This window comes from Paenibacillus sp. NPDC058177 (genome assembly GCF_042883835.1).
Lineage (GTDB): Bacteria > Bacillota > Bacilli > Paenibacillales > Paenibacillaceae > Paenibacillus_AQ > Paenibacillus_AQ agri.
On record NZ_JBHVVB010000008.1, the window covers coordinates 117,555 to 131,255 of the forward strand.

13 protein-coding genes are annotated in these 13,701 nt (G+C 48.8%); 5 read left to right on the forward strand and 8 right to left on the reverse strand.

The window, feature by feature from the left end; all coding sequences use genetic code 11:
- The first annotated feature begins 204 nt into the window (after positions 1 to 204).
- From ACFVU8_RS25330 to ACFVU8_RS25350, 5 genes are all read left to right on the forward strand, one after another.
- The gene (locus ACFVU8_RS25330; RefSeq protein ID WP_379467255.1) at positions 205 to 519 is read left to right on the forward strand and encodes a hypothetical protein; all 315 of its coding nucleotides are present in this window, start codon (positions 205 to 207) and stop codon (positions 517 to 519) included.
- A gap of 65 nt (positions 520 to 584) precedes the next feature.
- A complete protein-coding gene (locus tag ACFVU8_RS25335; RefSeq protein ID WP_387431034.1) occupies positions 585 to 1,208 on the forward strand; it encodes a class F sortase in 624 nt (207 codons plus the stop codon).
- Entirely contained in the window at positions 1,205 to 2,332 is a 1,128-nt protein-coding gene (locus tag ACFVU8_RS25340) for an amidase domain-containing protein (protein WP_387431037.1), read from the forward strand. The genes ACFVU8_RS25335 and ACFVU8_RS25340 overlap by 4 nt, the downstream gene beginning before the upstream one ends.
- A 78-nt stretch (positions 2,333 to 2,410) precedes the next feature.
- Positions 2,411 to 3,898, forward strand: coding sequence for an oligosaccharide flippase family protein (locus tag ACFVU8_RS25345; RefSeq protein ID WP_387431039.1), 1,488 nt, complete (start codon positions 2,411 to 2,413; stop codon positions 3,896 to 3,898).
- Positions 3,899 to 3,997: 99 nt separating this feature from the next.
- Positions 3,998 to 4,765 carry a polysaccharide deacetylase family protein gene (locus ACFVU8_RS25350; protein WP_387431040.1) on the forward strand — a complete coding sequence of 256 codons (768 nt, stop codon included), beginning with the start codon at positions 3,998 to 4,000 and terminating at the stop codon, positions 4,763 to 4,765.
- Between the two features lie 94 nt (positions 4,766 to 4,859).
- On the opposite strand, the gene nikC is transcribed toward ACFVU8_RS25350, so the two are convergent.
- The 8 genes from nikC to ACFVU8_RS25390 form a co-directional block, all read right to left on the reverse strand.
- The gene (gene nikC / locus ACFVU8_RS25355; protein WP_175373911.1) at positions 4,860 to 5,756 is read right to left on the reverse strand and encodes a nickel transporter permease; all 897 of its coding nucleotides are present in this window, start codon (positions 5,754 to 5,756) and stop codon (positions 4,860 to 4,862) included.
- A gap of 10 nt (positions 5,757 to 5,766) precedes the next feature.
- Positions 5,767 to 6,771 (reverse strand): ABC transporter permease, encoded by a 1,005-nt coding sequence (locus ACFVU8_RS25360; RefSeq protein ID WP_379467260.1) that lies wholly within the window; start codon positions 6,769 to 6,771, stop codon positions 5,767 to 5,769.
- Positions 6,772 to 6,840: 69 nt separating this feature from the next.
- Positions 6,841 to 8,508 carry an ABC transporter substrate-binding protein gene (locus tag ACFVU8_RS25365; protein WP_387431041.1) on the reverse strand — a complete coding sequence of 556 codons (1,668 nt, stop codon included), beginning with the start codon at positions 8,506 to 8,508 and terminating at the stop codon, positions 6,841 to 6,843.
- A 104-nt stretch (positions 8,509 to 8,612) separates the two neighbouring features.
- On the reverse strand, positions 8,613 to 9,605 hold the full coding sequence (locus ACFVU8_RS25370; RefSeq protein WP_387431043.1) for an ABC transporter ATP-binding protein: 993 nt from the start codon (positions 9,603 to 9,605) through the stop codon (positions 8,613 to 8,615).
- Complete coding sequence (locus ACFVU8_RS25375; RefSeq protein ID WP_379467262.1) at positions 9,602 to 10,591, reverse strand: ABC transporter ATP-binding protein; 990 nt, start codon at positions 10,589 to 10,591, stop codon at positions 9,602 to 9,604. The genes ACFVU8_RS25370 and ACFVU8_RS25375 overlap by 4 nt, the downstream gene beginning before the upstream one ends.
- 249 nt (positions 10,592 to 10,840) lie before the next feature.
- Positions 10,841 to 11,806, reverse strand: coding sequence for a helix-turn-helix transcriptional regulator (locus ACFVU8_RS25380; protein WP_379467263.1), 966 nt, complete (start codon positions 11,804 to 11,806; stop codon positions 10,841 to 10,843).
- Between the two features lie 219 nt (positions 11,807 to 12,025).
- Positions 12,026 to 12,718, reverse strand: a complete 693-nt coding sequence (locus ACFVU8_RS25385) for a hypothetical protein (protein WP_387431046.1) — start codon at positions 12,716 to 12,718, stop codon at positions 12,026 to 12,028.
- 192 nt (positions 12,719 to 12,910) lie between these two features.
- Positions 12,911 to 13,594: a M50 family metallopeptidase gene (locus tag ACFVU8_RS25390; protein ID WP_387431188.1), complete on the reverse strand. Its 684-nt coding sequence runs from the start codon at positions 13,592 to 13,594 to the stop codon at positions 12,911 to 12,913.
- Positions 13,595 to 13,701 lie beyond the last annotated feature (107 nt).

The following is a 13,701-nucleotide window of genomic DNA, read 5'->3' on the forward strand; positions in this document are numbered from 1 at the left end:
CCCTATCCTGAAATCTTTATTTAGTAATTTATTATAGAACATATTACCCCGAACTTTCACCTATATAAGCCAAACAAAAGAAAGTAACAAAAAGCGAGCAGGTTAGTAATTAACAACTGGAAACAATTTATCAATCTAATTACTATGCGGTCTGGAGATATTACTGTGCAGGGGAAAAACACATTTTGAGGAGGAAATACATTTATGAAGAAATTAGCTGTTGCCGCCATTTCTGCCTGCTTGTTGATGTCCGCCGTATCAGCTGCTAGTGCGGCTCCGGTTGAGCCTACGAAACATGAGAAGAAAGCACATGCTCAAACTAAACACAAAGCTAAGGCACACCATAAAGCTCATGCCAAAGGAACACATGCGAAGAGCCTAAAAGCCAAAAGCTTGGGACACAAAACTTTAAAAGCCAAGAGCTTGAAAGCTAAGAGCATCAAAACAAAAGGCATTAGCACCAAAGCCACTAAATTGCCGAAAACAGGCTTCGGCGGCGCGAGCGAACAAACGGAGTAAGGAGGACGAAAGGGGGAGGATAACTCCCTCTTTCTCTTATAATTATGAAAAATTGGATCCTTGTCTTGCTACTCACCAGTATCGCCTTCTATGGCTGTGGTTGCGCAGCAACAACGCCCGCACCTACACCTAAAGATAATCTTCATACAAAATCACAGACGAATACAACCGCAAATGACATTACAGTTGAACCAACCAAAGAACCCATACCGGTCCATTCCGCTCCTCCACTACCTGAAAAACCGTTTATGCCGACCCGGCTTTCCATTCCCGTTATAGAAGTCGCTGCAGAAATTGAACCGGTGTCTGTTTTACCAAGCGGGCAAATGGGCGTGCCAGAATCAACCGATCTGGTTGGGATTTCTTATCCAGGCGTCCTTCCGGGATCAAAGGGCAATGTGGTATTGGACGGACATGTGGACAGCTATACCGGTCCTGCCGTTTTTTTTAAATTAAAAAAATTAAAGCCAGGCGATAGCATTATTGTCTCAAACAACACACACAGGCTTACTTACACAGTCGAATCTGTTGAGATTTACCCAACCGAACAGGCCCCATTAGAACGAATATTCGGGGATACCGCAGAACACCGGTTAACCCTTATCACCTGTACAGGGAAATATAGCAGAAAGAAAAAAGAACATGAGAAAAGGCTGGTCGTTTTCACGAAGCAGAAAGGTGAGTTATGATTGTGCTTAAAAAAACCAGTATCCTGTCCCTCATCCTTATTCTTCTGACCTCCTTTTCTTTGCCCGCTGCTATGGTAAATGCAGAGGAAAGCAAAGAAAATCAAGAGGTAGATGCCGCATTAAAGCAAATCTTCGCAGATCGCGCACAGACGCTGATCGACCAGCAAACGGAACGGTTAAAGGACGTTTATCTGATTCAACAGACATTAAGCAAAAATGCCTACCATATCGAGAGCAAACGAACCGCTTACGTTAATGCATGGGCCGCGAAAAGGTCTGTCAAACTCATCAAAGCCAATAGCAGCATTCGAATCATACGCCGGAATGTAAACGGAGATACGGCCAAGGTGTCCCTGGTGCAATCACTCAAGCTCAGTTATGTGTATTTAAATGAAGTGATTCCGCCACAGTCCTTTGGCATCGGCACACGTCATTTTATGACTCTGAAGAAAATCAATGGGAGCTGGAAAATCGCCCGCGAATGGTATTTGGACCCGCTGGACGAGAATCCAGATACGATTGCCGACAGTCCAGACGGGTTGGCCCCTTCTGTAAAACCTGCGTCTGCCGCATCGGGTAAAAGTCGCTATAATCGTTCTCGTGCCGTAGCTTATGCGGATAAATATGCAGGAACCGCATGGGGGGCCGGCAATCATCATCGGTATAACCGCAAATATCTCGACTATACAGGTAAAGGCGGCGATTGCACTAACTTTGCCTCTCAGGCGGTTGGTGATCCTGAGGAAGGTGGAGGATTGCCGATGAAGTCGGGCTGGCGATACTTCTATCAGACCGGGGGGACTCAAACTTGGGTGCAGACTGATGCCTTCCGCAACTTCCTGCTACGCTCCGGCTATGGCACCATGGTCGCCAAGGGTACCTATAAGGAAGTAGTAGCCCCTTCCAGAAAACATGCTCATGGCGCCATCTCCCAGCTGCAGGCCGGTGATCTGATCGGCTATATTCTGCAGCATAATGATACGGATCATTTTTCAGTTATCACAGGCTTTGATGAATACGGGTATCCACTGGTCAACTCTCATACGGCAGACCGTTACCGCGTTCCTTTCGACCTTGGATGGGACAAGTACACCAAATATGAGTTGATCCATATCAGAGATTAAGCTTGTCAGCATAACGCCATTTCAATGTCATACAATTAAAGATCACGACATTGAATACGTTACGCTGGAGGTAGCGCTGTGCCCCATCTATTCAAGCAATCTGCCATCCGGGCAGCCGCCATGGTTGCGGTCAAGCTGTTCGGGCTGGCGGGACGAATCATCCTCACCAGAATTGCTGGCGCGGAAGGAATCGGGCTGTATCAGATTGCCTACTCCTTCTACGGCTTTATATTGATGCTGGCCGGAGGGCTGCCCACCGCGCTCGCTCTGGAAACCGCCAGAAAACCCGCACAGGGCTGGCAGTTTCTAAAGATTGTTGCTGTGCTTCTGATGTTTGGAGGCGGAGCCGCTAGTCTGGTCGTTTTCCGGTACTCACCATCCCTCTCCACTTTGCTTGGTAATCCCGGTCTGGAGCATGCGCTGCACAGCCTGGCCCCTGCCCTGTTTGCTGCTCCATTGCTCGGATTACTGCGAGGTTATTTGCAGGGACTGGGACGTATTGGCATCATTGCTTTATCAGAAGTCACTGAGCAAGCTGTTCGCGTAACCTGCATGGTGCTAATCACAGCACAGCTCCTGCCGCTCGGCATGAATCAGGCTGTGGGAGGAGGGTTATACGGCACCTTTCTTGGTGCATTTATCTCTTTTTCCCTGTTAACCATATACCTTTCATTGGACACCCATTCGCCGCGCCCGCAGGGCCGCTCCAAAGTATTGCCAGTTACGATATTCTTTAAAACTTCGCTCGTCATCTCCATGACGCGTATGTTCATCCCGGCTTCGGAATTTATTGACGCTTTGCTAGTTCCCAGCCGTCTGCTCGCAGCAGGCCACAGCACTTCCGAAGCAACCGCCATGTACGGCGTTATTTACGGGATGGCCGCTATTGTCGTTTATGCCCCTACGCTCGTAACAGGCGCACTCAGCCATACGCTATCGGTCCGTATCGCAGCTGAATGGCAGCAGGGCACTTTGGAAAAATTCAATCATCTGGCAAACCTGGCCTTGAAGATTTCCTGGTTGTGGGGAATCGCCTCCGGGCTGTTTCTGTTTGTTCATGCTGACATTCTTTCCATCCTCATCTTTAATACGACGGCAGCGACTGCACCGATCAAATACCTGGCCTCTATCCCGCTTCTGGTAGGCTTCCGCGAACTGACCACCAGCATTCTCTGGGCACAAGATGTCAAGAAGGCTCCCTTCTGGGGTCTGCTTTCAGGACTGGCCTGCTCCACTTTTGCGCAATATATGCTCGTAGGCATTCCCGGTTTTGGGTATGCCGGAGCGGCAATAGCCATTATATCCATGGAGCTGGTGTCTTCACTCTGGAACCTGAAAGCTCTACATATTCATAAGCGGAAGCTTCACGGGATCCTGCTTTTGATGCTCTGTGACATCGGAATTCTACTCCTGGCTGTGGCGGGGGCTTCACGATGTCGGCAGCTGTTACAAGGTCTATTTTCCGAACTATGGATCTTTATGCTGGAGAGCATCTTATTCTTTCTCGTTACGAGTTTATATTTTTATCTGCGCTGTTTTTACGGCGGCAAGTTCAGAAGATCCTGATCCAGCACAGTTTTTCCCATCTCGCCCTCCCTCTGCATATTTCCTCCTGCCAAAGGTGCATTCTATATAACTGAACCTAAGAAAAAAGGGGGGGCATCCATGAAAAGAGCGTATAGGGTCATTTCGGCTGCATTAGCCCTGCTGCTCTGCTGTACGCCATATACACTGGCCAGCCCGATAGTCAAGAACCGCTACTATTTTGAGAAACGGGGCGACATGATCTGGGAGGTACATACCAGTCAAAAGGTGATTGCCCTCACCTTCGATGACGGTCCGGATCCAGCGGAAACCGAGCTAATTCTGGATTTGCTGCAGCAGTACAATGCCAAGAGTACATTTTTTGCAATTGGAAAACGGATTGCTGCTTATCCCGATATCGCCCGGCGGGTGGTTGCCGAGGGTCATGAACTGGCTAACCATACTTATAATCACGTGTATTTCAAGCGGCCTATCTCCGAAAAGCAAGTGCACGAGGAACTGGATCTAACGGAGAAAGAAATTATCAAGGTCTCGGGCAAGCGAAGCAACCTGTTCCGTCCGCCTGGAGGAATGTACGATGAGACTCTGATTAATGTGTCCAATCAAATGGGGCTGAAGCCCATCCTCTGGTCCTGGCATCAGGATACCCGTGACTGGAACAGACCGGGGGTCTATGCCATCTCGAACAAGGTGATTCGGAATGCCCATAACGGCGATATTGTGCTTTTTCACGACCATGTACATGGAAAATCGCAAACAAGACAGGCACTGAAGATCATTCTGCCAGAGTTGAAAAAGCAGGGGTACCGGTTCGTCACCGTCTCGGAACTAATCAAGCTCTCCGACACACAGCGGGCAGGCAAGCAGCAGGTCGGACGAAACCCCTGATAGATAATAAAAATCTTCTATTATATAGGAAGCTCAATTTGAAGTATAAAATAGCCCTTTCGGTAATGCGCACCGAAAGGGCTTGCTTCATGGTTTATTTTTTCATTCTGGGGTCCAGCACATCACGCAGGCCGTCACCTATAAGGTTGAAGCCCAGCACAGTCAGCATAATGGACAGACCCGGAAAAATGACTGTCCACGGCGCTTTCTGAATAAACTGCCGAGAGTCGGAAAGTATCTTCCCCCACTCCGGATCAGGTGGTTGGGCACCTAGACCCAGAAAGCCAAGTGCGGCGGCTTCAATAATCGCATGTGCGATACCTAGGGTACCCTGCACGATAATCGGTGTTAGACTATTTGGCAAGATATGGGTGATCAGAATGCGGCTATCCTTCATGCCTATCGCCCGAGCTGCGGTGATATACTCTTCCGTTCTCAGACTGAGCACTTTGGCTCTCACCAATCTCCCATAGGTTGGAATGTTGACGATGGCGATGGCATATAACGCATTTTGCAAGGAAGGGCCCAGAATCGCCACAATGGCAATAGCGAGCAGAATGCTCGGAAACGCCAGCAGAATATCAAACATACGGGAAATCAACATATCGATCCATTTCCCGTAAAAACCTGCGAGCACTCCCAGGATGGTTCCGGCAATCATAGAGCCGATGACGGAAAAAAAACCAACCCATAAGGAAATCCGCGCTCCATAGATCAATCGGCTGAACAGATCCCGGCCGAGATCGTCGGTACCAAGCCAATGCTGGGCCGAAGGTGGCTTCAGACGGTTCACCAGTTCCTGCTCCTTGTAGTCATAGGGTGCAATCCACGGCGCCAAGAGCGCAATCATTACGAAGAATAGGATGATCCCCAGTCCCAGCATCGCCGTCTTGTTCTTACGGAAGGCCCGCCACGCATCGCGCCAGGGGCCGGATGCCTCCTTAGCGGGAACATTACTGGGAGACGTTGCATGGATTGTTGGCTGTGACATAGATTCACCCTCACTTGTAATTAATGCGCGGATCAATAACGGCGTATAGCAGATCGACCAGCAGATTAATGATTACGAAAATAAAAGCAATCACCAGAATCCCCGTCTGGATGACAGGATAGTCGCGTGAACTGATGGCTTCAAAGATGTAGCGCCCTACACCCGGCCAGGCAAAAATGGTCTCGGTGAGCACCGCACCGCCCAGCAGTGCGCCTGTCTGCAAGCCGATTACGGTCAGCACAGGAATAAGTGCATTCTTCAGTGCATGCTTGTACACGACCAGAAACTGCGACATGCCTTTCGCCTTGGCTGTGCGGATATAATCGGAATTCATAACCTCAAGCATGCTGGAACGGGTCATCCGGGCAATAATTGCCATCGGAATCGTTCCGAGTGCCATACTTGGCAGAATCAAATGCTTGATGACTGTCCATAGCTGGTCCCAGCGTCCTGCCAGGATCGTATCGATGACATAGAGATTGGTGATGCTATCCACCGGATTACGCTGGTCCATCCGCCCAATCGAAGGAAGCCATTGGAGTTTCAGGGCGAATATTAATTGTTCCATGAGTCCTAGCCAGAAGATGGGCATGGAGACCCCGATGAGCGCAATAATCATGGCGCTATAATCAAACCACGAGTTCTGTCGCCAGGCACTAAGGATCCCCGCATTCACACCCACCAGGGTAGCAAACAGCATACTGGCTACCGTTAATTCCAGCGTTGCGGCCAGATAGGGCAGAATCTCCTTCGCAATCGGCATTTTTGTGCGGATCGAGGTACCGAAATCTCCCTTCACCAAATCTCCCATGTAATTCAAATACTGCTGAAACCAGGGCTTATCGAGACCGAGTTGATCACGCAGCGCCTGCTTGGACTGTTCCGTAGCCTTTTGACCGAGAATCGTCTCGGCCGGATCACCGGGAATAGCATGAATAATAGAGAATACAATAATCGTCATGCCAATCAATACAGGAATTAAAACCATGACTCTTTTTAATAGGTAGGCATTCAAAGTCGGCTCACCTTCCAAAGGTGTAATGGTACTCTAACGACGGTTAAAACCATGCACAGCTTAACACAGCTATTCGAAGTACACTTCGCTGTAATATTCCGTGCCTGTCGGACCCGGTACAAATCCCTTCAGATTAGCTTTGCCGGCCAGAAGCGGCGTCGTGTGCACCAATGGAACCCACGGAGCATCAGCTTTGATTATTTCCTGTGCCTTCTTATATAAATCGGAGCGCTTGCCCTGATCTGTTTCCTTCTGAGCGCCAACTAGCAGGGTATGCAGTTCTTCATTGACATAGAAGGTCCGGTTATTGCTTGGAATGGCATCTTTGTCGAGCAGAGTGTAGATAAAATTATCCGGATCGCCGTTGTCTCCGGTCCAGCCAAGCATATAGATATCGTCTTTCTCGCCCGCCTTGGTATCATCCAGATACGTAGCCCATTCTGGTGATTCAATCACCGTTTTCACACCGATCTTCTCCCAATCCGCCTGAATGGCCTCTGCCACCTTCTTGCCATCAGGCATATAAGGACGAGGTACAGGCATAGCGTACAAGGTTACAGGGTCGGGCAGTCCATTCGGATACCCTGCTTCTGCAAGCAGTGACTTGGCTTTGTCCAGATCAAATTCATAATCCTTCACGCTGTCATTGTAGCCCCACAGTGAAGGCGGCATTGGATTAACGGCCGGCTTGGCCTGGCCAGAGAAGAAAGCATCAATAATGGCTTGTTTGTTCACCGCATGATTCAACGCTTGTCTAACTTTTACATTGTCAAACGGCTTCTTCTTGAAGTTAAAGCCTAGATAAGAAACGTTAAACGGCGGACGCTCAATTTTTTGCAGATTACTGTTGCTCTCCAGCGTAGACAGATCATCTGGACTTAAGTCTTCCATCAGATCAATCTCGCCGTTCTGCAAGGCCGTGAACCGGGCCGAATTGTCCGGTATGGAACGCACGATGACTTTGTTCAGCTTCGGCAATCCCGATTTCCAGTAGGCGGCATTCTTCTCCAGGGTGATGGAATCATTTCGTTTCCATTCCTTGAAAACAAACGGCCCCGTACCGACCGGCTCATTCTTGAAGTTCGCCTTCTTCTCCTTGATCGCTGTAGGGCTGGCAATCCCAAAGGAGGTCATCGCGATGTTCTGCAGGAAAGGCGCCTGCGGCTGGTTCAAAATAATTTGTACCGTACCTTCATCCACTGCCTTAACTTCTTTAATGACACGGCTGCCGTCTGGACCGAACATGGAATCATAATAATCGAACGAGTCACCCTCGAATTTGAACTCACTCTTCGGATCATTCCAGCGTTCGAAGTTAAACACGACAGCCTCGGCGTTAAGATCGGTGCCGTCATGGAACTTCACCCCAGGGTGAAGCTTGAATGTATAGGTCAAGCCGCCCTGAGTCACTTCCCAGCTGTCAGCGAGGGAAGCCTGAACTTCGGAAGTACCCGGCTTATATTCCAGCAAAGAGTCGAATACTTGATGGGAGATCTTCAGGGACTCGCCATCAGTGACAATCGCCGGATCGAGCGAAGCAGAATCTCCACCTCGTCCCAGAACTAACGTATCCTGAACCTCTTTGGGCTTGTCCGTGGCCTCAACCGGAGCATTGGTTGCTGCTGCGTTGCCTCCAGTATTGCCGTCCTTACCCGCATTGTTGCTGCCTCCGCAGCCGCTCAGCGTGAACGCCAGACTAAGCGTTAAAACCAGTACAAGACTACCCCATTTCTTCATCTCATCGAAAACTCCCTTCTGCTATTGAAAGTATTAAAGTGTTTATATAGAGCTGTGCCAAAGCACAGCCATAAACCGGTATCTATGCTTTCTAAGCTGTCGGATTAAGCGAGCTGTGAGTGGATTGTTCCGTCATACAAGTGACAAGCGGTGAAATGGGCAGAGTCCGTCTCCAGCAGCGGTGGTCTTTCCTTGCGGCATACCTCCATCGCCTGTGGACAACGGGTATGAAAAGAGCAGCCAACCGGCGCATTAGCCGGGCTTGGCACCTCGCCCTGGAGAATGATTCGCTGCTTGCGGATATCAGGATCAGGTTCGGGAACAGCAGATAACAAAGCCTTGGTGTAGGGGTGCTGAGGGTGGGCGTATAACGAGTGTTTGTCCGTGATTTCAATGATTCTACCCAGATACATAACGGCAACCCGGTCGCAGATATGCTTGACGACACTAAGGTCATGGGCAATAAAAAGATATGTCAATCCAAATTCGTGCTGTAAATCCTGCATGAGATTAATGACCTGAGACTGTATGGATACATCCAGCGCAGAGACCGGCTCATCGGCCACAATCAGCTTGGGCTGAAGGGCAAGCGCCCGGGCAATACCAATCCGCTGTCGTTGCCCGCCAGAGAACTGATGTGGATACCGTTGCAATTGACTTTTCGCCAGTCCCACCACATCAGCGAGCTTGTCCACGGCGGCCCGGCGTTCCCTGGCATTGCCGGTACGGTGCACTATCATGGGCTCCTCTAGAATCCGCTCTACGGTGTGCCGGGGATCAAGTGACGAGAACGGGTCTTGGAACACCATCTGCATCTCACGGCGCTGCTTGCGCAGTCCTCCAGCAGAGAGCTTTGTAATGTCCCGGCCTTCAAAAAGAACCTCCCCCGCCGTCGGCTCCATTAACCGCAGCAGCGACCGGCCTGCAGTCGATTTGCCGCAGCCACTTTCCCCCACGAGCCCGAAGGTCTCTCCTCTTCGGATCGCAAAAGAAATATCATCGACCGCCTTCACGAACCCCGCTGTAGAATTAAGAAATCCTTTTTGCACCGGATAGTATTTCTTCAGTCCTTTGACCTCCAGCAGATTTCCGCTCATACCGCATCCTCCTGACTTCTTTCATGCAGCCAACAGCGGCAGCTGTGCTGTTCTTCCTGTAGAGTGAGCTGCGGAAGCGATTCATGACATATCTCCATGGCCTCCGCACATCGCGGTGCGAACCGGCAGCCCTGCATTTCTGTGCTAAGTACAGGCACATTGCCCGGAATGGAGTACAGACGCTCACGGGTCTCGTCCATTCTCGGTACGGATTGAATCAAGCCACGTGTATAGGGATGCAGTGGGTGTTTAAAGATATCATGCACACTGCCCTCCTCTACTACTTTGCCTGCATACATAACGGCCACACGATGGCACATCTCCGCAACTACACCCAAATCATGGGTGATCATCATGACAGCCGTTCCCTGCTCTTCATTCAGCCTGCGGATCAAGTCCAGAATCTGGGCCTGGATCGTCACATCAAGCGCGGTGGTAGGCTCATCAGCAATCAGCAGCTCCGGATTGCAGGAGATTGACATTGCGATCATGACTCTTTGGCGCATACCGCCCGACAATTGATGGGGGTATTCATCAATAATGGACTCCGGTCTTGGAATACCGACTTTGCGCAGCATATCCACGGCGTGATCCCGTGCTTGTCTTTTGGACATACCCCGGTGCAGGCGCACAGTCTCAATGATTTGCTGCCCGACGGTAAACAGTGGATTAAGCGAGGTCATCGGCTCCTGAAAGATCATCGAAACCGCATCTCCGCGAATCTTGCGCATCTCCTTTTCCTTGAGCGTTACAAGATCCTGGCCTTTCAGAAAGATCCGGCCTTCTACAATCCGGCCAGGGGGACTGGGAACCAGCCTCAGCACGGACAGCGAGGTTACGCTTTTGCCACAGCCGGATTCTCCAACTACACCCAGCACCTCGCCAGGATTAATGTAAAGATCAACACCATCAACAGCCGGAATTTCTCCGCGATCAGTAAAAAAATGGGTATGCAAATTCTCAATTTTTAAAATGGGTTCAGACAAAGAATGATACCTCTCTTCTGTTTAAAAATTGAACAAAGGTCAAATAAGGGTGAACAAAATAACGGAGAATTGGGAAGTTTAAGTAACCTGTAGTTAACATATCGTGGGAGAATAAGGCCTTAAGAAGTAATTATATCTAATTAATGTATAACATTACTATATAAATCCAAGGTATACAAGAAAAATTTGTTATATAAAATTACCTTATAAGGTTAGTCAGAATACATTTTGTGCAAAAAAAAGACTGCGCTATTTATACAGCGACAGTCCTTTCTCTAATTGATGCCGCATGACTTCACGGTAATATGATGGCTCCACAAGTTCAGCTTCTTCTCCAAATTCGAGGATCCAGCGTACGAATGTGATTTCCTGATCCACAGACACTTTAAACTGGAAAAAACGATTCTCACGATCCATCCTGGCCGGCTTCATCAACATCCCCTCTTTCCTGATCCGCTCCATGGACCATTCAGAGAACTTAATTTTAAATTCGACCTGCAGACTATCCTTATCCAGCTCCCATTTATGTTTCATAAAAGCCTGCAGATCAAAATTATCTTTGGAGAATCCGTACTTGAGGGGTTTAACATTAGAGAGTCCATTCGTATGAAAAGTACGCATTACACCGAAGCGGTGACAATAACCGATTAAATAAAATCTATTCTCCAGCGGTATAAGATAATAGGGATCAATAGCGATCCCCTTCTCTTCATGCGAATTCTCGCTATAATCGACTTGGATGCTTTTCTGCTTCAACATGGCGACGAACACCTCGATCAAAAATGCAGGATGTTCCGGTTGCATGCTACCTCTTTCCATCCAGGCGGTGCCCGCCTCTCTTCCCACGATCTCCATCTTCTCTTCTTTGTCAGCTCTATGCTTATATTCAGCCGCCATTACCTTCTCATAGGCACTCTCAAAGCCCGAAGGCAATAACGGTTTAATGTCATCCATTAGGTTGCGAAGCTGGGCAAATGCCATCGCTTCTTCATCTGACCAGTCCAAGGGGTACAACGCAAAATTCCCGATAAAGGCATAACCTTTCCCATGACCCAAATGGGTGATCGGAATATGCATAGCACTAAGGGCATCCATATCCCGGTAAATCGTCCTTTCACTGTTGCCGCATCGCTCGGCTAGTTCCCGGGCCAGAATACCCGGTTTGGCCTGAACCAGCGTAATAATGCGCATCAGCCGGATTAATCGGTCTGTCATATTCAGTTCTCCTTGATTCATGGTAAAATAGACCCATTATTTTTAAGTTAATTAGTCATATACATCTAGAAACCAAGGAAGCAATAACCGAGATTAGGAAAATATAATAGAACTATTTTACTATTTTACCGCAATTATATATCACATTCCCGGTTTCTTGTTCTTGAAAATATGAAAAATAAAGCTATTTATGTATAAAGTATTTTTCGCAAATATGCATTATCTATGTTCAGTACCGGCCGCTTTTTCCTTCGCCTGCAGCTCTCTGTCACTCTGTTTGTACAACGCTTCCGCTTCCCTCAGCAGAGACAAATCACCGGATCTTGCGGACAATAGCAGCAAATTATCAGCATGACGGCGAAGGCGCTCTGCAGCCTCGATGTACTGCCCCTTGTCCTTTAGTAGCGCGATTTCGTCAAGCATGATAGGGATTTTCAACAATTCCAGGTGCTTCTCTACATGAAAGCAGACGGTGTCTCTGGCAACAGCTGTATGACGGCTATATTCCAGGCTTAATTTCTGCAAGGGCAGTTCGCGTATTCGCCCTCCTGGCGGCTGTTTGTAAAGCCACTGCACCCATAAGGCATCATGTTTACCGGCTGGCATAGAGATGGTTGAAAATTCCAGCGCCAGATACTTGTGCTGTCCGCAAAGAATATTTCCCAGGTTTAGCAGCAGTGAACGTCCTTCTCCTGCTTCTGCCCTGCAGCCATGGCATGCGGTGAGGTTCAGGTGGGGTTCAAGCCATATTCGCAGTTCGATGTCACGTGCGGCTATTTTATGGCTTCGTTTACGAAGTTGATCTACTTTTACAATACCTCTCCATTCCACCAGCAAAACAATATTATGGGTCCCACCTGCAAAAATATGTTCTTGACTCCAAGTAAATATCGGCTGAATACTTGCTTGCATATTTCCACCTCTTTCTTTTTTTGGTTCTTCTATTAATGTACCAATAATGGCGGACAACTCCTTGTCATGGAATATATGTTCGGGGTTATAAAATCGACAAAAAAAGAGCCAACTCCGTCAAATAGACCAGGTTGCCCCTTAAAAGTGAAAATTCAAATGTCGATATATGTAGAAAAATATCCATCCCTACCGCTAACCTTTTCTGCCTGTACGCATCCGCTGGGCTTTAAAGAAAAATTCCAAGGCCCACTTCGCGCACAGCAGGGAGAACAGAAAGAACAGCGCCGCCCAGAAAAGCGACGGAACTCCCGTTAGCCTTGCCAGATTGCCAGCATCACCAGCGCGGGACGGTGAAGTCACCGAAGCGGTTACCAGATAAAGAGTCCCCGTCACGGACTCCTCCAGAGTAAGGAACGCCAGCAGCAGATAGTAATACTTGCTGACTCTGTCCCAGAAGAATAGCATAACGATGTTCAAGGCGATAAATCCGCCCAGCCACACCATTCCGAAGCTGCTCCGGACGTACAGCAGCAGCATAATTATCGCTATACCGGTGGTCAAGCCCAGACCGAAGCGTATCTTTCCTTTTCCATAGAGAAAGAACAGCAGCAGCGCAAACAAAGACGCCAGCGGGTACCCCGCCAATGCCACTCCAATCGCCCGTCCTCCCGCCTGGATTGCAGAATAGGTTACTCCACTATGATCGGCATACAACTCAATGCGTAGCACCTTGCCCGATAAGAGCAGCGTGACCAGCGCATGGCCGAATTCGTGAATCATCGTGTCCAGGTTACGGAACAGAGACGAGAACGGAATGAACCGTGTCAAGAATGCCGATCCGGCCAAGATTAGCAGTGTTTTCACCCATTTATTCATCATGCACCTCCTCTTCCCGTCCACAGTATACGATAAACCCCTGCTGTTCTCAATGAAGGATGCTCAGCCAGGAAACGCTTGTCTTCTCTGTACGTATTATCGTTTAA

Excerpts from the sequence above, each read along its gene's own strand:
- ACFVU8_RS25330 (WP_379467255.1), top strand. The coding sequence starts at position 205 with ATGAAGAAATTAGCTGTTGCCGCCATTTCTGCCTGCTTGTTGATGTCC.
- ACFVU8_RS25340 (WP_387431037.1), top strand. The coding sequence starts at position 1,205 with ATGATTGTGCTTAAAAAAACCAGTATCCTGTCCCTCATCCTTATTCTT.
- ACFVU8_RS25350 (WP_387431040.1), top strand. The coding sequence starts at position 3,998 with ATGAAAAGAGCGTATAGGGTCATTTCGGCTGCATTAGCCCTGCTGCTC.
- nikC (WP_175373911.1), bottom strand. The coding sequence starts at position 5,756 with ATGTCACAGCCAACAATCCATGCAACGTCTCCCAGTAATGTTCCCGCT.
- ACFVU8_RS25365 (WP_387431041.1), bottom strand. The coding sequence starts at position 8,508 with ATGAAGAAATGGGGTAGTCTTGTACTGGTTTTAACGCTTAGTCTGGCG.
- ACFVU8_RS25370 (WP_387431043.1), bottom strand. The coding sequence starts at position 9,605 with ATGAGCGGAAATCTGCTGGAGGTCAAAGGACTGAAGAAATACTATCCG.
- ACFVU8_RS25380 (WP_379467263.1), bottom strand. The coding sequence starts at position 11,806 with ATGACAGACCGATTAATCCGGCTGATGCGCATTATTACGCTGGTTCAG.
- ACFVU8_RS25385 (WP_387431046.1), bottom strand. The coding sequence starts at position 12,718 with ATGCAAGCAAGTATTCAGCCGATATTTACTTGGAGTCAAGAACATATT.
- ACFVU8_RS25390 (WP_387431188.1), bottom strand. The coding sequence starts at position 13,594 with ATGAATAAATGGGTGAAAACACTGCTAATCTTGGCCGGATCGGCATTC.